Below are 17,477 nucleotides of genomic sequence, written 5' to 3'. Positions count from 1 at the left end.
TGTCTTTATTTCAATGCCTTTTCAATTCGAGAAATAGCCTCTCTAATTTCCTTTTCCGCTGCAGCGTAAGAAATACGAATACAGTTTCCATTTCCAAAAGCATCACCGGTAACGGTAGCTACATTGGCATATTCTAAAAGATATAAGGCAAAATCAGAAGCGTTGTTTATAGTAACGCCATTCAAGGTTTTTCCAAAATAAGCAGTTACATCAGGATATACGTAAAAAGCACCATCTGGCTCGTTACATTTAAATCCGTCTATAGCATTCAAAAGCTCAAGAATGATTGTTCTACGTTCTTTAAACTCGTCTACCATGTATTTAATGCGGTCTGGAGATTCAAGTAATGCAGTAATTACTGCACGTTGTGCTATACAGTTGGCACCACTAGTAACCTGCCCTTGTAATTTGTTACAAGCACGTGCTATATATGCTGGTCCACCAATATAACCAATACGCCAACCGGTCATTGCAAATGCTTTCGCAACTCCGTTTACGGTAACGGTACGGTCAAACATATCGTCAAAAGCAGCCATAGAAGCATGCTCGGTTACACCGTAGTTGATGTGTTCGTATATCTCATCACTAACCACAATAATCTGTGGGTATTTTTGTAAAACGTCTGCCAAAGCACGTAATTCTGCTTTACTATAAATAGAACCACTTGGGTTACAAGGAGAGCTGTACCAAAGCATTTTAGTTTTTGGTGTAATTGCAGCTTCCAATTGTTCAGGCGTCATTTTAAAATCGCTTTCTAGGCTTGTAGCGACCTCTACAGGTACACCATCTGCCAGTTTAACGATATCACTATAACTTACCCAGTAAGGACAAGGTAAAATAACTTCATCGCCTTCATTTAAAATAACTTGTGCGATATTGTATAGTGCTTGTTTTGCCCCAGTTGATACTACAATTTGAGAAGGCTCATAACTAATGCCGTTATCTCTCTTAAATTTAGTAATAACAGCGGCCTTTAAATCTACATATCCATCTACGGGTGTGTATGAATTGTAATCTTCGTTTATCGCTTTTATTGCGGCTTCTTTAATGTAATCAGGTGTGTTAAAATCCGGTTCACCTAAACTCAAACCGATAATGTCTTTTCCCGCTGCACGTAATTCTCGTGCCTTGGCAGCCATTTCCAAAGTAGCCGACGGCGTAAGGCTGTTTATGCGGTCAGATAGTTGATTTTTTGTAGCAGTTGATGATGTCATAATAAAGCTAAGGTTTGTACACTGAATAACTCAAATAAATAGTTGACAGTTATCTTAAACTATTCGTGTTAATAAAATTTCTTTAATTGCGTCTATTGCAGGTTCATGGTAGGTCTTTTACCAAGTTCCTTCAAATGTTTAAAGTGCGAAATTATAGCTTTTCGAGTAGTTTCATACTCGTTGTATGGCAAATTAAATTCTTTTGCTGTTTCTTTCACAATTTCTGCAATTTTTGTGTAATGTACATGGCTAATATTAGGGAAAATATGATGCTCTACCTGGTGATTTAAACCGCCTGTAAACCAATTTACTATCCTATTTTTAGTGCCGAAATTTACCGTTGTAAATAATTGATGTATAGCCCAGGTATTTTTCATGGTGCCAGATGCATCAGGTAGTGGCGTATCCGCGTCATCAACAATATGAGCTAATTGAAACACCATACTTAAAATAACACCAGCTACATAGTGCATAATAAAGAAACCTATAAGAATCATCCACCAAGCCATATCAACAAAAATAAGGGGTAGGACAATCCATATAGTTATGTATAGAATTTTTGTAATAACAAGGGTGCTCCAGTTTACTGCCGCACTTGGTAGTTTTCCATAAGCAAGTTTGCGTTTCATGTAACGGTACATCTGCTGGAAATCTGTAGTAATAGCCCAATTGAAAGTTAACAGTCCATAAAGCAAAACAGAATAGAAATGTTGAAATTTATGGTGCTTTTGCCATTCCGCATGTTTCGAAAAACGCAGAATACGTCCTGCTTCCATGTCTTCATCGTGCTCGTGAATGTTGGTGTATGTATGATGCAGTACATTGTGCTGAACTTGCCAATTGTAAACATTACCGGCTAAGATATAAATACTGCCTCCCATGATTTTGTTTACCCATTTTTTGTTGGAATAGGCGCCATGGTTACCGTCATGCATAACGTTCATGCCAACACCGGCCATACCAACACCCATAACGATAGTAAGGATAAGATTGGCCCAAATAGGTAGTCCTAAGGTTAAAATCAAGAAATACGGCGTCAGGAAAAGGGCGAACATAATTACCGTTTTAACGTGCAAGCGCCAGTTACCTGTCTTTTTTAATTTATTGTCTTTAAAATAATCGTTGACACGCTTATTCAACGTTCTGAAGAATTGAGCAGAGTCTTTTCTGGAGAATCGTATTGTTTTTTGGTCCATATAAGTAGTATTATAAATAAATATCGAAGAAATGCACAGCTTTAAATGTCGAGAAAATGCTATTTCATCGATGAAAATAGTAGTTTTGTAACTATACAAATATACGCATGACTGCCGAATTAGTTTTTAAATATTTTCCCAATTTATCAGATCTTCAACAAAAACACTTCATATTACTAGAAGAGTTATATAAAGACTGGAATCAAAAAATAAACGTGGTTTCTCGTAAAGATATAGATGAACTCTATCTGAGGCACGTTCTACATTCAACCGGAATAGCTAAGGTTCAGCAGTTTAAAGATGGTTCTTCTATTCTTGATGTGGGTACTGGTGGTGGTTTTCCAGGTATTCCTCTAGCTATATTATTTCCTGAAGTACAATTTACCTTAGTAGATTCTATCGGGAAGAAAATAAAGGTGGTTAAGGAGGTTATTGAAGGCTTAGAGCTTGATAACGTGACAGCTATTAATGCCAGAGTGGAGGAAACCAAAGGGGAATATGATTTTATCGTAAGTAGGGCAGTTGCCGCAATGCCAACTTTTGTACACTGGGTGAAAGGGAAAATAAAGAAAGAGTCACAACACGAGAGACGAAATGGGATTCTTTATCTAAAAGGAGGGGATTTGGCTGAGGAGCTAGAAGGGTACAAGGCCATAGAAATGTATGACCTTACCGACTATTTTGATGATCCTTTCTTTGAAACTAAAAAGGTAGTATACTTACCTATGAAATATAAGGGATAAGCTATAAGCTCAATAGTTGGTAATATGACCTTCTATATCTCTTTGCGTAATTTTTTAAACGATCCCACACATTTATGGTTAGGTAGTCTACTATATTTTGCGGTTTACTGTATGTTTTCTGCATATCCATAATCTCCATTTTTTACAGTTAGTATAAAGTTTGTAATTTTCACCTTCAATTTACAATTACTTAACGTTAAATTTACATTAAAAGTATGTTTATTTTGATTTTCTTCTAGTTTTTAGCTGAAAATCAAGCTTGTACGTTAGGTGTTCGACATATTTTGTTAATAATGTAAGTTGAAACTTTTTCAATTAATTTATTTTTAACAATCTATAAATCAGTATTTTATATTCTTATGCCTGAATTTTAAATCATTAAAAAATGGTAATTGTTTTGTAATGTTATTTTAATGTAAACATAACGTTAACCAAGTGCTTAAATTGTGTAGTTCATCGATGAAATTTGAAATTCAGTCAAAAAAAAGTCCCCTGACACAATATGCATCAGGGGACTTTTTAGTCCTTTTTTAGTGAATTACTTACTCCAAGGCGGAGTAACTCCGTTAGAACGAGCGTAGGCTATTAGTTGCCCTTTATGCTCTCCGTTGTGCTCCATTATGGCTAATAGGCCGCCAAGCATATTCATTTTGGCAAAACCAAAATCAACCTCTTCTGCAAACTGGGCATCTTCTACTAAGACTATCTTTTCCAGAACAAATTCATTAGATTGCTTAAGAGCAGCAATGATGTTCTCTTTTCCTGTAATTTTCGATAGATTCATTACATCTACACCTTCTGGTGGAGCAAAACCCATTTTAGAAGCTAAGTAATAGTTGCCTCCTGCAACATGTAACAATGCTTCTGCAACGGAGTTTACGCCTTCTGTAGGGCGCCAGTCATATTGCTCTTCTGAAAAAGCTTCTGCCAAAGCAACTACTTGTCCTTGATTTCCTTGTAAAACACCTTGAATTGTGTTCTGTGTTAATTTTTCTTGTGCAAACGTCATGGCCGTTACCATTACGAATGCCGCTACTACTAGTTTTTTCATTTTCTTAGTTTTAGTGGTTAAATAAATTCCCCAATCCGTAATTTTTGAATCAAGGAATTGGGGAATCTAGTAAAAATTGATAATAAAACGCTGATTATCAGTGTAAAATGTTGCTTATTTTAACCTAAGAAAGGGTATCTGTAGTCTATTGGAGTTACAAAAGTCTCTTTAATAAGACGCGGAGAAACCCATCTTAACAAGTTCTGTGCAGAACCGGCCTTGTCATTTGTTCCTGAAGCTCTAGCTCCTCCAAATGGCTGCTGACCAACTACGGCACCAGTAGGCTTGTCATTGATATAGAAGTTACCTGCGCAATTTTGTAATGCTACTGTAGCTTCGTCAATAGCATATCTGTCTGTTGCAAGAATTGCACCTGTTAATGCGTATTCAGAAGTTCCGTCAACCAATTTCAAGGTTTCTGACCAGTCCTTGTCTTCGTAAACATAAATAGTAACTACAGGGCCGAACAATTCAGTCTCCATTGTAGTGTATTTTGGGTCTGTAGTAAGAATAACTGTTGGTTCTATAAAGTACCCTTTAGATTTATCATAGTTTCCACCTGCAATAACTTCTGCATTGTCATCTTTCTTAGCCTGGTCAATATACTTAGCCAATTTATCAAAAGAGCCTTCGTGAATAACTGCTGTTATAAAGTTAGACATATCTTCTGGACTACCTGGTTTGTTGAAAGATGCTATGTCTTTCTTAACAGACTCAAGAATTTCCTCTGAAAGTGATTTTGGAAGGTAAACACGAGAAGCTGCGCTACATTTTTGTCCTTGAAATTCAAAACTACCACGAACAATTGCCGTAGCTACTTGTTGAGGTTTTGCTGATGGGTGTGCAACGATAAAATCTTTTCCACCTGTCTCACCAACTATTTTTGGATATGTTTTATAGGTGTGAATGTTGTTTCCTATTTGTTTCCATAATTCTTTGAAAACATGTGTTGAACCTGTAAAGTGAATACCTGCAAAGTCTGGGCTAGCCAAAACAGTTTCAGTAATCATTACTGGATCTCCGTAAACTACGTTAATAACGCCATCAGGAAGACCAGCTTCTTTAAAAATGTCAACAATAACCTTTGCAGAGAAAACTTGACTATCACTAGGTTTCCAAACAACTACGTTACCCATCATTGCAGCACTTGCAGGAAGGTTTCCGGCAATAGCTGTAAAGTTAAAAGGAGTAATAGCGTATATGAAACCTTCAAGAGGTCTGTATTCTACACGGTTCCAAATACCTTCTGCAGAATCTGGCTGCTGATCGTAGATCTGTGACATGTATTCTACATTAAAACGTAGAAAATCAATCAACTCACAGGCTGCATCAATTTCAGCTTGGTAAATGTTTTTTGATTGTGCAATCATAGTTGCTGCATTGATCTTGGCACGGTATGGCCCTGCAATCAATTCTGCAGCTTTCAAGAACACGGCAGCGCGTTGCTCCCAGGTTAAATCTGCCCAAGCAGACCTTGATGCTAAACAATTGTCAATAGCTTTTGTAACATGTGCCTTTTCAGCAACGTGATACTGGCCTACAATATGTTTGTGGTCATGTGGAGGAGACATAGGCTTGGTATTCCCTGTCTTAATTTCTTCGCTACCTATATATAATGGTACATCTACGCTACCGTTAAAATAAGAACGGTACTGTTCAAGAACTTCTTCTCTTTCAGAAGTGCCCGGCGCATAACTCTTTATTGGTTCGTTAATCGCTGTCGGTACATGAAAAAAACCTTTGCCCATAATGCTTTTATTAAGTTTAAAATAGAGCGCAAAGGTAGGATTCTTAGTGCGAATAAAAAACTGCCTAAGCACTAATGACGCAAAAGGATTATGCTAAAAAAACCTTAATGAAATAAATTCATATGTGAAATGAAACCACATAGGGGACTATATGCTACCAGATTGCTAGGTTAAAGCGTAAAAAGCTATGGAAATTGAAAGAGAATGGTCTAATTTAATGCGAAAGGTGCATGAAATTTAAACGTAGGGATATAGACCCTAAATTTTTCGGTAGAACTAAAGTTGACCATATTATAATGACCTTTCATTGCTCCAATAGGCGAAGTTAAAAGACATCCAGATGTATAGGTATGTGATTCTCCAGGTTTTATGACCGGTTTTTTGCCAATAACGCCTTCGCCATCTAATACTTCTAATTCGTTAAGAGCATCGTATATTTTCCAATGGCGAGAAGTAAGTTGAACAGAGTCTTTACTTTGGTTCTCTATAGTAATCGTGTAGCCAAAAGCAAAGTGCATCTTATAGTTCTTGAAGAAGGTTCCTTCAAAACTAGTATTTACTGAAATCTTAATGCCTTTAGTTACTTGTGTGATCATATGTTTTCCTTCTAAAAGGTAATTATGTTACCGGTAAAAAGTAGTACCGTAGATAATATAGCCAATATAAAAAAAATAGTGTTCAGAAAAAGATATTTAACAATAGTTTTAAATATGCCTTGACCGTAAAAATTTCGCATAGCTATAAAAAGGTATATCGAAAAAATTGTAATAAAATACTTATTAGTCTGAGTCTCAAATATTGAATTAATCAAATAGCTAATAATGAGCAAGATAAATAATAATGCAGTGTTGTGAAAGCTAAAGATCAAATGATCGGTATAACTATATTTTTTTCTGATATATATCAGCCAAATGAACACTGTAAAGACCGGTAAAAAGAAAAATACGACGAACGGTAATTTTGAAATTAATGCAGTAAGAAAACTCCCTGGCGACTTCTGGAATTTTAAAAACCCGTTTGAAGTGTTGAATGCCATTTTGTTTTCAAAAGATTCTGGAAGTGTATATTTATTTTTTAAATCTTGAAAATCATAAATAGTATCATGTTCTAAAATAGTAGTAAAAAAAGTGAGCTTTTGGGAGTAACGATCAAAAAATGAAGTTTGCTCTATCTTTTTAAAATTTGCTTTTGGATCGAGTAATATTGCAGAATCACGTACGTTTTTTTGCTCTTTGTAATCCTCATAATACACGGCCGATTTTTTAATAGAATCTATTTTTGTTGAAAGTTGAACAATATCATCATTAGTTGAGTTTTTATTCCATTCATCAACCATATTTTCTACATCAGAAATATCATTCGCTCCGTATTTGTCATATTTTGAAAAATTACCGCTAAAATTGATAATCAAAAAGTAGATTATAGCAAGGCTTAATAAAAACCGAAAAGGATTGGTGTAGGAAATACGTTTGCCGTCTATATAGCTTTTGGTAATTTTACCAGGTTTGATTAATAAGGTAGATAGTGTGCGAAGTAACCGTGAATCATACGAAATTATAGTTCCGAAAAACTCATCTAAATAATCTTTGATGGTAATTTTCTTGGTGCTATTAGCTTGCGCGCAATTCGGGCAATATTTGTCGCTCATGTCCAAAGGGTGCCCACAATTAAGGCATTCGGTACCTCTGTAGTTCAATTTGTACCTTCCTTTTTCGGAGTGGGCGAGCTTGTTGGTCATTTATCCAAGAGAATTAAGGATAAATATAATCTAATTACTGATATTTCTAGAGTTTGCAGAACCAACACCAATGATGCTGTCGTACAAATCGCCAAAATTCCTATAGTATACCAAAATTAAATAGTTGTTTTCGGTAAAGTGAAAATTACCGCAAACGGTATTAATTTCTAATGTGCCATCTTCACGTTTAATAACAAACTTATAGTTGTAGAAGCCTTGCTTGAGTTTAATTGTGGCTTCCATCATGCCATTATCCTCATTGTAAATCATTTTGTTCTCTTCAGACAGGGCGTAGTTATTATGCTTTCCAAAAACATAAACTTCATCCAGTGCTAATCGCTCGTCATAGGGTAAGGAAAAGTGTACTTTAGTGTATTCTGCTTCTCTGGAGTTATCTTCTCCTTGTAAAGTACGAACTACAAAATCGCCATTTATATCCGGGTAATAAGAGTATGGGTTGTCTGCTCTGTAGCTATTGGTAAATAAATAATGGTTGTAAAGTTCATCAACTTCTATTCTTGATATTTGCGAAGTAGGAGCCCTAAGATCGCTAGTATCAAAGTTCAGGAATTCATTTCCTCCGTAAAAACTGGTTTCTTGGTCATATTTGTAAACCAACTCCGTTCCTATAGTATATTGAGGTGCTACATCATAAAGTGCCGTTTCCCATTGGTAATTCTGTAAAATTGCCACTTTAACCTCTTTTTTTGGATTTACAAGTTGAAAATTGCCAGCATTAATGTTGAACTGAACTACTTGTTTTTCATTTATAAAATTAAAATCGCGAGAACGTTTAACGGTTCCGCCTACGGTTACTGCATCTTTATATACAACAAAACGTCTTGAGAATTGAAGTTCATAATTGTCATTATAAATTTCTAATATGAAATTACCGCTAACTTTTAGCCCTACATTTTCGTTAGGAATGGATAATTTGTAATTAGAATAGGATTGTAAAGTAGAATAGCTGTTCTCATAATTAACAATACGTTGGTTGTCTACACCACTAAGGTATTGTGATTTTAAAAGTTGAGAAGGTTGCCAATCGTAGTTGCAGTGAATTATTTTGTAGTAGTAGTCACTTTCAGAGGCGGTAATGTCATCAAACTCCAGTTTCATGGTCTCTCCAAGCTCTATAACAGGAAATTGATCCTCTGTAGGTCCTCCAAAAATTACGGTTTTAATGTTCTCGGGTGGGTTGACCTCTAATTGAACCTGAGCACCTAATGAAGATATCAGAAAGAAGAAAAAAATTGGTATAATATTCAAGCGCATTACCAGCTATTTTTTGAGGTAAAGGTAAACAAAAAGCGTACCTAAAAAATTTTGATCGGTATGATGTCTAAATTTCTAGGCATTTATTATGAAAACAATCCTTTTAGTATTATTTTTGCTGCAAATTTTGTTAACCTAAGGTCTAGAACAATATGTCTAAAGACATCAGGATTAAAAAGGGCTTGAACATAAAACTTGTTGGAGCTGCAGAGCAAACTACATCAAAAGCCGTTTTAAGTAACGTTTATGCTATTGGCTTAAGCGATTTTCACGGAGTCACACCCAAAATGTTGGTAAAACAGGGTGCTGAAGTCAAAGCGGGAGAACCACTTTTTTACAATAAAAACAAAGAAAGCATGCTTTTCGTATCACCGGTAAGTGGTGAGCTTGTTGAGATTGTAAGAGGAGCGCGAAGACGCATTCTCTCACTTAAGATTTTGGCAGATAAAGAACAGGCAGCTGTTGTGCATGATTTGTTGAATGTAGAAAGTGCTTCTAAGGAAGAGGTTAAAGCATACCTTTTAAAAGGAGGGTGCTGGCCTTTTATAAAACAACGTCCGTACGATATAGTTGCTGACCCGGATGTAAATCCAAAAGCAATTTTCGTTTCAGGTTATGTTACGGCACCTTTGGCGGCAGACTTAAACTACGTTTTGCAAGGTAAGGAGAAAGAGCTTCAAGCTGCAATAACCGCTTTGGATAAATTAACGCCAGGTAAGGTTCATGTTTCCGTTGGGAAATCTGATAACTCGCCATTGGCCGGTTTAAAAGGGGTTGAATTGCATAAGGTTTCTGGTCCGCACCCAGCTGGTTTGGTTGGTACGCAGATTAATAGGATAAACCCTATTAATAAAGGAGAAACAGTTTGGACGGTTACGCCTCAGGATTTGGTGATAATTGGTGAGTTGCTATTGACCGGTAAGTTTAATGCTGAACGTACTGTTGCTTTGGTAGGTTCTTCAGTAAAGGCTCCAAAATATTATACAACTAAGATTGGAACTGAAATTTCTACCTTTTTATACGCTAGTGGCGTTGAAGGTGATAATTTTAGGGTAATAAATGGTGATGTTCTTACGGGATCAAAATCTGCTCCAGATGGTCATTTAGGGTATTATAATAATACGGTAACTGCTATTCCAGAAGGAGATGATTATGAATTGTTTGGATGGAACAAGCCTGTCTTCAATAAAATATCGGCTACAAGAGCGTTAACATTCTCTTGGATGCAACCAAATAAAAAATATGACCTTACTACAAATACAAACGGAGAGCATCGTGCGTTTGTGGTAACGGGTATGTATGAAAAAGTATTTCCATTGGATATCTTTCCTATGCAGTTGCTAAAAGCATGTATGATAAAAGATTTGGATGAGATGGAGCAACTGGGGCTTTATGAAGTAGCACCGGAGGATTTCTCGTTGACTGAGTTTGTTTGTGTTTCAAAACAACCACATCAACAGATTATTAGAGAAGGATTAGATCTATTGCATAAAGAAATAGGATAAAAGATGAGTGATAAAAAACTGACTTTCAAGAAAAGGCTGCACATTTTAAAGCACCATTATCGCGGTAAAAAAATGGCACCTGCATTTAATGCACTGCACACATTTTTGTTTGCTCCTGATGAAACCACACATAATGGTTCTCATGTTAGAGCAGCAGATGATTTAAAGCGTACGATGAACACGGTTATTATGGCCTTGGTTCCTGTATTACTTTTTTCTATGTTCAATGCAGGGTATCAGCATTTTTCTGCCATTAACGGGTTTCCGCAGGAATTCTCTTTAGTGAATGATTTTCTTACTTGGGACAATTTCTGGATCGGTATTATAAAAGTACTTCCGTTGGTAGTTGTATCCTATGGGGTAGGACTTTTGGTAGAATTTATTTTTGCCGTTATTAAAGGGCATGAAGTAGAAGAAGGATACTTGGTGACAGGTATGTTAGTTCCATTAATTGTGCCAATAGATACGCCACTCTGGATGTTATCCGTAGCCGTTGTCTTTGGTGTAGTTATAGGTAAAGAGGTATTTGGTGGTACAGGAATGAACATTCTTAACCCAGCCTTGACAATTAGAGCATTCTTATTCTTCGCTTATCCTACTTGGATGAGTGGTGATAAGGTTTGGGTTTACCAAGCTGTAGAACGCGCTGGTGGTCCTGATGCTATTTCTGGTGAGACTATCTTAGGGTATTTGGCACAGAATAAAGGTGCAGAAATGTCATATTCAGTTTCGGATATGTTCTTTGGTTTTATTCCAGGTTCAGTTGGTGAAACGTCAACATTCTTAATCCTTTTAGGAGGGCTGTTCTTAATCTTTAGTAAGATTGCTAGCTGGCGTATTATGCTAAGTGCTGTAATAGGTTCTTTAGTAATGGGCTTAATCTTTAACGGAGTTGTTGATCAAGGATGGATTGGTGAAACAAGTAAATTTTATGGTTTAATGAGCTTTGATTTCTGGCAACATCTTATTGTTGGTGGTCTAGCTTTTGGTATAGTCTATATGGCAACCGATCCTGTTACAGGAGCTCAGACAAATCGTGGTAAATGGTTCTACGGTTTCTTCATTGGTTTCCTTTCGGTAATGATTCGTGTATTCAACCCGGCATATCCAGAAGGTGTTTTCTTGGCTATACTTCTAATGAACGTGTTTGCACCGACAATTGACCATTATGTGGTTCGTGGAAACGTAAAACGTAGATTGAAACGATTGAAAAATGCAACTATCTTGCCAAAAGATTCAGCTGGCAAGGCAAATGAACTTCACGCAGAAACCGCATAGTTATGGCAGTCAATACAGATAAAAATTCATATACCATTATTTTTGCTGCCGTTATGGTGGTAATTGTAGGGTCTATTCTTGCTTTTATGTCTTCAAGCTTAAAAGACAGAATAACTGAGAACGAACGGTTCGAGAAACAACAGAATATTCTTTATGCCATGGGCGTAGATGATAATGTTGATGAGGGTAGTGTAAATTTTGTTTCTACCGATAAGGTAGAAGGGGAGTTTAAAACTTTCATTAAAGAACAGTTGATCATAGAAGGTGATAAAATCACCGAAAATGATGAGGCCTATTTGATAGATATGAAAAAGCAAATGGCACTCGCTTCAAAAGGTGAAACGCCTAAACTTCCTCTTATGATAGGAGAGAAAGATGGTAAGAAATATTATATCATTCCAATGTATGGAAAAGGACTTTGGGATGCTATTTGGGGCTTTATTGCACTAGATGATAAAATGGTTGTACAAGGTGTTTACTTTGATCACAAGGGGGAAACTCCAGGTTTGGGTGCAAACATCAAGCAACGTTACTTTATGGATGATTTCACAGGAGAAAGTATTCTTAAAGGAACGGAATATGCTGGTATTGCTGTTGCAAAGGGGAATAACGACCCTTTGAACAATATTAAGGATGATAATGAAGTAGATGCTTTAGCTGGAGCCACCATTACTGGTAACGGTGTTTCTGCTATGATCAAGGAGAGTTTACAACTCTATAAAGACTATTTACAAACCGTTAGCGCAAAATAATATGGCACTATTAACAAAAAAAGATGCAAGTTTAATAACGGATCCGTTAGCAGATAACAACCCTATTACTATTCAAGTATTGGGTATATGTTCCGCTTTGGCGATTACAGCAGAATTAAAAGCTTCTGTAGTAATGGCTGTTTCTGTACTTTTTGTTCTTGCAATAGGTAATGTTGTTATCTCTTTGATGAGAAACATTATTCCATCAAAAATTAGAATTATCGTTCAGTTGATCGTCGTTGCTACTTTGGTGATTATTGTGGATCAGGTTCTGAAAGCTTTTGCTTATGAACTCAGTAAAACACTTTCGGTATTCGTTGGTCTTATAATTACCAACTGTATTATTATGGGTCGTTTTGAAGCTTTCGCTTTAGCTAATGGTCCTTGGAAGTCTTTTCTAGATGGAATAGGTAATTCACTTGGGTACGGATTAATTCTGATAATTGTCGGTTTCTTTAGAGAACTTTTAGGTTCTGGTACTTTATTTGGATATCCTGTTTTGGGAAATCCAATTGAGAAAACCGGACTTTATTCTATTGGTTACGAGAATAACGGGTTTATGATTATTCCACCAGCAGCACTTATTGTGGTTGGTATTATCATATGGGTACAGCGCTCAAGAAACCCAGCACTGGTAGAAGATAATTAATTAAGGTAAAAAGATAGAATTATGTTAGAGCATATTGAATTATTTTTTAAATCCATCTTTATAGATAACATGGTATTTGCCGTGTTCTTGGGGATGTGTTCTTACCTAGCGGTCTCCAAAAAAGTGGCTACTGCTGTAGGTTTAGGAGCGGCTGTAATTTTTGTACTTGCTGTTACCGTACCGTTAAACTGGTTGTTGGATCAGTATCTCTTAAGAGATGGTGCTTTGGTCTGGTTAGGACCTGAGTATGCAGATTACAATTTAAGCTTTCTTTCGTTTATTCTTTTTATCGCTACCATTGCAACAATGGTTCAGTTGGTAGAGATTGTAGTAGAGAAGTTTTCACCTTCATTATATAATTCATTGGGTATTTTCTTGCCTTTAATTGCTGTGAACTGTGCTATATTAGGAGGCTCACTTTTTATGCAAGCTAGAGATATTCAATCGTTGGGATTAGCCTTTAATTATGGAGTTAGCTCTGGTATTGGTTGGTTCTTGGCTATTTTGGCTATTGCTGCAATTCGTGAGAAAATTAGATATTCAAATGTACCTGCTCCGTTAAGAGGCTTGGGTATTACATTTATCATTACTGGTTTAATGGGTATTGGTTTTCAGAGTTTTGGAGGTATGTTAACAGGTGGTGATGATGCACCGGCACCAGTTGAAGAAACAACAGCTGAGAAAGTAATAGAGAAGAAAGAAATTAAAGAAGAGATAGATACTAAAGAAGTCTCTTATAACGACGCCATAAATAAATAGATATGCTATTAGCTACAAGTACTGGAGGAACGATTTTAATCACCGTTGTCGCCTTTATGATACTATTGATGGTCTTGGTGGCCCTTTTATTGTTCACTAAAGAAAAACTATCTCCATCGGGGCCGGTTACCATTACAATTAACGGAGAAAAGAAAATTGAAGTTGGTTCGGGTAGTTCCTTACTTACTACGTTAGGTAACCAAAAAATATTCTTACCATCTGCATGTGGCGGTGGTGGTACTTGTATACAATGCGAGTGTCATGTACTTGCTGGTGGTGGTGAAGCACTTCCTACTGAAACACCTCATTTCTCTAAAAGAGAATTGAATTCAGGTGCACGTTTGGCCTGTCAGGTTAAGGTGAAGCAAGATATGGACATTACTATACCAGAAGAGGTATTTGGTATTAAGAAATGGCCTGGTAAAGTTGTTCGTAATTATAACGTAGCATCTTTTATTAAGGAATTCGTTGTTGAGATTCCTGAGGATATGGGTTATAAAGCTGGTGGCTATATTCAGATTGAAATTCCTCAATGTGAGATTAAATATGCAGATATAGATATTACTGCTCACCCAGAGGAACACGAAACTCCAGATAAATTTAAAGCTGAATGGGACAAGTTTAATCTTTGGCCATTGGTAATGAAAAACCCTGAAACTGTTGAAAGAGCTTATTCTATGGCTTCTTACCCAGCAGAAGGAAGAGAGATTATGTTGAATGTTCGTATTGCGACTCCACCATGGGATCGTGCTAAGAATGGTTGGATGGATGTTAACCCTGGTGTTGCTTCATCTTATATTTTCAATTTAAAACCGGGTGATGACGTTATTATTTCAGGTCCTTACGGTGAGTTCTTCATCAACGAATCTGATTCAGAAATGCTTTACGTTGGTGGTGGAGCAGGTATGGCGCCAATGCGTTCGCATTTGTATCACTTGTTTAATACATTAAAGACTAACAGAAAAGTAACTTACTGGTACGGTGGTCGTTCTAAAAGAGAACTTTTCTATCTTGAGCACTTTAGAGAATTAGAAAGAAACTTTCCTAACTTTAAATTCTATTTAGCACTTTCAGAGCCTGCAGAGGAAGATAATTGGAAGGTTAAAGAGAATATAGACGCTCCTGGCGATGGTTTTGTAGGTTTCATACACAATTGTGTTATTGATAACTACTTGAGCCTTCATGAGTCTCCAGAAGATATTGAGCTTTACTTCTGTGGACCACCATTGATGAACAAAGCTGTGCAAAAAATGGGAGAAGATTACGGTATCCCTGATGAGCACATCCGCTTTGATGATTTCGGTGGATAATAAGATTTTTATTGTCAAGGAAATAAGAGTTAAGTTTTATTCTTTGATAAATCAAATAAATAAAAAAAACCGATGTTTACGCATCGGTTTTTTTTGACCTAATTTTTGAGTATCATGGGCAAACCATTATCTGAGCGAGAACTGCATAACTTAGCTATGAATATAGTGGGTAAGGAACTCGAGGCCGAAGGTTTTGAATTTATGGGTGTAAATAGCGAGCCTAAAAGGAATCCGCAATTTGTATGTCTAAAAGATAAATTATTACATTTTATTGTTGTTCGTTACGTAGCTTATCCAGAGAATCCTCATAAATATGATGAGGCTTTTATGAAAAAGATGAAAAATCATGCAGATAAACAGGAAGCACGAACGTATTATGCGGGAGTTGGACTTTCAAACGCCGAAAATCAAGACCTACCAGTGTATCTAAATGAAGCCTACGTAGTAGATTACATTGGTTTAATCGAAATTAAAGAATGAATAGATTTTTAGCTTTTTTTAGTGTTTTGTTTTTACTCTCATGTGGTAGTAACCCATCAGGTATGGTGCGCAATGAAACTTCTGGAGGTGCTTTGGGTACCTCTTATAATCTTATTTATTTGTCTCAGGATAAATTGGATCTTCAAAAACAGGTAGATTCTGTTTTTGATGCTATCAATCACTCATTATCCACTTATATTCCTGCATCGGATATTTCTAAGATTAATCAAGGTGATTCTACAGTAGTCGTGGATGAAATGTTTCAAGAGGTTTTTCAATTGTCTCAAGAAGTATACGGAGCTACTGAAGGGTATTTTGACCCTACTGTTGGCATATTGGTAAATGCTTGGGGGTTTGGTCCAGAAAAGCAGATACAGATGGATAGCACTCGTGTAGATAGCTTGTTGCAATACGTAGGTTTTAACAAAGTAGAGCTTACGGAAGAAAATACGATACGTAAATCCAATCCTAATATCTATTTTGATTTTAATGCCATTGCCAAAGGATACTCCATAGATAGGCTGGCAAAGCTTATGGATAGCAAGGGTATCGAAAATTATTTATTGGAAGTAGGAGGGGAGCTTGTAGCAAAGGGTCAAAACCAAATCAAACAAAAACCATGGATTGTAGGTATAGACGATCCTACCATGGAAAATGAGCGAAAATTAAAAGCAACCATTCGTCTTGAGGATAGGGCTTTGGCTTCATCGGGAAATTATAGACATTTTAGGGAGGACCCGGTAACGGGGCTCAAATATGTTCATACTATTGATCCAACTACAGGGTATACAAAAAATGCAAATACATTGGCAGCTACTGTTTTGGCAGATAATTGTGCAAAGGCAGACGCGTATGCCACTTCTTTTATGGCAATGGACTTGGATAAGGTGCTGAAGCTATTGACCGTAAAACGGGAACTGGAAGCTTATATTATTTTTATAGACGAAAAGGGAGAAACGCATGAATTCATGACGCCCGGTTTTGAAGCTTTAATAGTAAAAAACTAAAGCGGTTTCTTTACAAAAGGTATTATTTCACCTTTAGCCAAGCGGTATTTGTCTATGTCTTCTGAAGAAAGAGTAGCGGTATAGTCCACTTCATTCACTATGAAACCTATGCTTCTTAGTTTATCAAAATAATCCCAACCATAGATTCGTACATGGTCATACTGACCAAATATTTTGGCGCGTTCTTTCTTGTCTGTAATAGAATCGTCTTCAAAAGTAGTTTTACGCTCAAGGTCTTGAGGAATTTGTAAAATAGCCCAACCACCCTTTCTAAGAACACGATATAGTTCCTGCATTGCTTTGGTGTCATCCGGAATATGCTCAAGAACATGGTTACAGAAAATAACATCAAAAGAGTTGTCTTCAAAAGGTAAATTGCAAATATCTGCCTTTACATCCGCTAGTGGAGATAAAAGATCAGTGGTTATATATTCTAGATTTTTAAGATTTCTAAAACGCTTGTAGAATGCCTGTTCGGGAGCAAAATGAAGCACCTTTAGTTTTTCGGTAAAGAAGTTAGTCTCATTTTTTAAGTAAAGCCATAACAAACGATGCCTTTCTAGAGATAAGGTAAAAGGCGAAAGTACATTTTCTCTTGGGCTTTCATAGCCGTAAGGTAAGAAGCTCTTAAATGTTTTACCGTCAATAGGGTCCTCGTAACGATTGCCGCGCATCCATAGCCCTAATATAGGCCGTACCACGTAACTTAGTTTAATAAGTAAGGGCCTGGGAACAGCATTCAGAATAAACTTGAAAATTTTGGACACGTATT

At 36.6% G+C, this 17,477-nt stretch carries 17 protein-coding genes; 9 read left to right on the top strand and 8 right to left on the bottom strand.

What is annotated here, in order from left to right; translation table 11 throughout:
* Positions 1 to 5: 5 nt before the first annotated feature.
* Positions 6 to 1,214 carry a pyridoxal phosphate-dependent aminotransferase gene (locus HW347_RS11620; RefSeq protein WP_214612001.1) on the bottom strand — a complete coding sequence of 403 codons (1,209 nt, stop codon included), beginning with the start codon at positions 1,212 to 1,214 and terminating at the stop codon, positions 6 to 8.
* Positions 1,215 to 1,306: 92 nt separating this feature from the next.
* Entirely contained in the window at positions 1,307 to 2,410 is a 1,104-nt protein-coding gene (locus HW347_RS11615) for a fatty acid desaturase family protein (RefSeq protein ID WP_155597609.1), read from the bottom strand.
* A gap of 107 nt (positions 2,411 to 2,517) precedes the next feature.
* Here HW347_RS11615 and rsmG point away from each other — a divergent pair, with 107 nt between their 5' ends.
* Positions 2,518 to 3,153, top strand: coding sequence for a 16S rRNA (guanine(527)-N(7))-methyltransferase RsmG (rsmG, locus tag HW347_RS11610; RefSeq protein WP_214612000.1), 636 nt, complete (start codon positions 2,518 to 2,520; stop codon positions 3,151 to 3,153).
* A 538-nt stretch (positions 3,154 to 3,691) separates the two neighbouring features.
* On the opposite strand, the gene HW347_RS11605 is transcribed toward rsmG, so the two are convergent.
* The 5 genes from HW347_RS11605 to HW347_RS11585 form a co-directional block, all read right to left on the bottom strand.
* Positions 3,692 to 4,204, bottom strand: a complete 513-nt coding sequence (locus HW347_RS11605; RefSeq protein WP_214611999.1) for a DinB family protein — start codon at positions 4,202 to 4,204, stop codon at positions 3,692 to 3,694.
* A gap of 119 nt (positions 4,205 to 4,323) precedes the next feature.
* A complete protein-coding gene (gene pruA / locus HW347_RS11600) occupies positions 4,324 to 5,952 on the bottom strand; it encodes an L-glutamate gamma-semialdehyde dehydrogenase (protein WP_214611998.1) in 1,629 nt (542 codons plus the stop codon).
* 209 nt (positions 5,953 to 6,161) lie between these two features.
* Positions 6,162 to 6,548, bottom strand: coding sequence for a Co2+/Mg2+ efflux protein ApaG (gene apaG / locus HW347_RS11595; protein WP_155597605.1), 387 nt, complete (start codon positions 6,546 to 6,548; stop codon positions 6,162 to 6,164).
* 11 nt (positions 6,549 to 6,559) lie between these two features.
* The gene (locus HW347_RS11590) at positions 6,560 to 7,690 is read right to left on the bottom strand and encodes a DUF3667 domain-containing protein (RefSeq protein WP_214611997.1); all 1,131 of its coding nucleotides are present in this window, start codon (positions 7,688 to 7,690) and stop codon (positions 6,560 to 6,562) included.
* A gap of 30 nt (positions 7,691 to 7,720) precedes the next feature.
* Positions 7,721 to 8,965 carry a type IX secretion system plug protein gene (locus HW347_RS11585; protein WP_214611996.1) on the bottom strand — a complete coding sequence of 415 codons (1,245 nt, stop codon included), beginning with the start codon at positions 8,963 to 8,965 and terminating at the stop codon, positions 7,721 to 7,723.
* A 152-nt stretch (positions 8,966 to 9,117) separates the two neighbouring features.
* Between HW347_RS11585 and HW347_RS11580 the strand changes: the two genes are divergently transcribed.
* The 8 genes from HW347_RS11580 (at position 9,118) to HW347_RS11545 (ending at position 16,705) form a co-directional block, all read left to right on the top strand.
* On the top strand, positions 9,118 to 10,470 hold the full coding sequence (locus HW347_RS11580; RefSeq protein WP_214611995.1) for a Na(+)-translocating NADH-quinone reductase subunit A: 1,353 nt from the start codon (positions 9,118 to 9,120) through the stop codon (positions 10,468 to 10,470).
* A 3-nt stretch (positions 10,471 to 10,473) separates the two neighbouring features.
* Complete coding sequence (locus tag HW347_RS11575) at positions 10,474 to 11,748, top strand: NADH:ubiquinone reductase (Na(+)-transporting) subunit B (RefSeq protein ID WP_214611994.1); 1,275 nt, start codon at positions 10,474 to 10,476, stop codon at positions 11,746 to 11,748.
* Between the two features lie 2 nt (positions 11,749 to 11,750).
* On the top strand, positions 11,751 to 12,500 hold the full coding sequence (locus tag HW347_RS11570) for a Na(+)-translocating NADH-quinone reductase subunit C (RefSeq protein WP_214611993.1): 750 nt from the start codon (positions 11,751 to 11,753) through the stop codon (positions 12,498 to 12,500).
* Between the two features lies 1 nt (position 12,501).
* Positions 12,502 to 13,149: an NADH:ubiquinone reductase (Na(+)-transporting) subunit D gene (locus tag HW347_RS11565; protein ID WP_155597600.1), complete on the top strand. Its 648-nt coding sequence runs from the start codon at positions 12,502 to 12,504 to the stop codon at positions 13,147 to 13,149.
* Between the two features lie 21 nt (positions 13,150 to 13,170).
* A complete protein-coding gene (nqrE, locus tag HW347_RS11560) occupies positions 13,171 to 13,908 on the top strand; it encodes an NADH:ubiquinone reductase (Na(+)-transporting) subunit E (protein ID WP_155597599.1) in 738 nt (245 codons plus the stop codon).
* A 2-nt stretch (positions 13,909 to 13,910) separates the two neighbouring features.
* Entirely contained in the window at positions 13,911 to 15,218 is a 1,308-nt protein-coding gene (gene nqrF, locus HW347_RS11555) for an NADH:ubiquinone reductase (Na(+)-transporting) subunit F (RefSeq protein WP_214611992.1), read from the top strand.
* A 114-nt stretch (positions 15,219 to 15,332) separates the two neighbouring features.
* On the top strand, positions 15,333 to 15,698 hold the full coding sequence (locus tag HW347_RS11550) for a Na(+)-translocating NADH-quinone reductase subunit F (protein WP_214611991.1): 366 nt from the start codon (positions 15,333 to 15,335) through the stop codon (positions 15,696 to 15,698).
* Positions 15,695 to 16,705, top strand: a complete 1,011-nt coding sequence (locus HW347_RS11545; protein WP_214611990.1) for an FAD:protein FMN transferase — start codon at positions 15,695 to 15,697, stop codon at positions 16,703 to 16,705. Before HW347_RS11550 ends, HW347_RS11545 begins: the two co-directional genes overlap by 4 nt.
* On the opposite strand, the gene HW347_RS11540 is transcribed toward HW347_RS11545, so the two are convergent.
* The gene (locus HW347_RS11540) at positions 16,702 to 17,472 is read right to left on the bottom strand and encodes a class I SAM-dependent methyltransferase (protein ID WP_214611989.1); all 771 of its coding nucleotides are present in this window, start codon (positions 17,470 to 17,472) and stop codon (positions 16,702 to 16,704) included. The two genes, HW347_RS11545 and HW347_RS11540, sit on opposite strands and share 4 nt — an antisense overlap.
* Positions 17,473 to 17,477 lie beyond the last annotated feature (5 nt).

Source organism: Zobellia barbeyronii, from assembly GCF_018603515.1.
In the GTDB taxonomy this organism is placed as follows: Bacteria; Bacteroidota; Bacteroidia; order Flavobacteriales; family Flavobacteriaceae; genus Zobellia; species Zobellia barbeyronii.
This window is presented reverse-complemented; position numbering and strand designations above follow the sequence as displayed.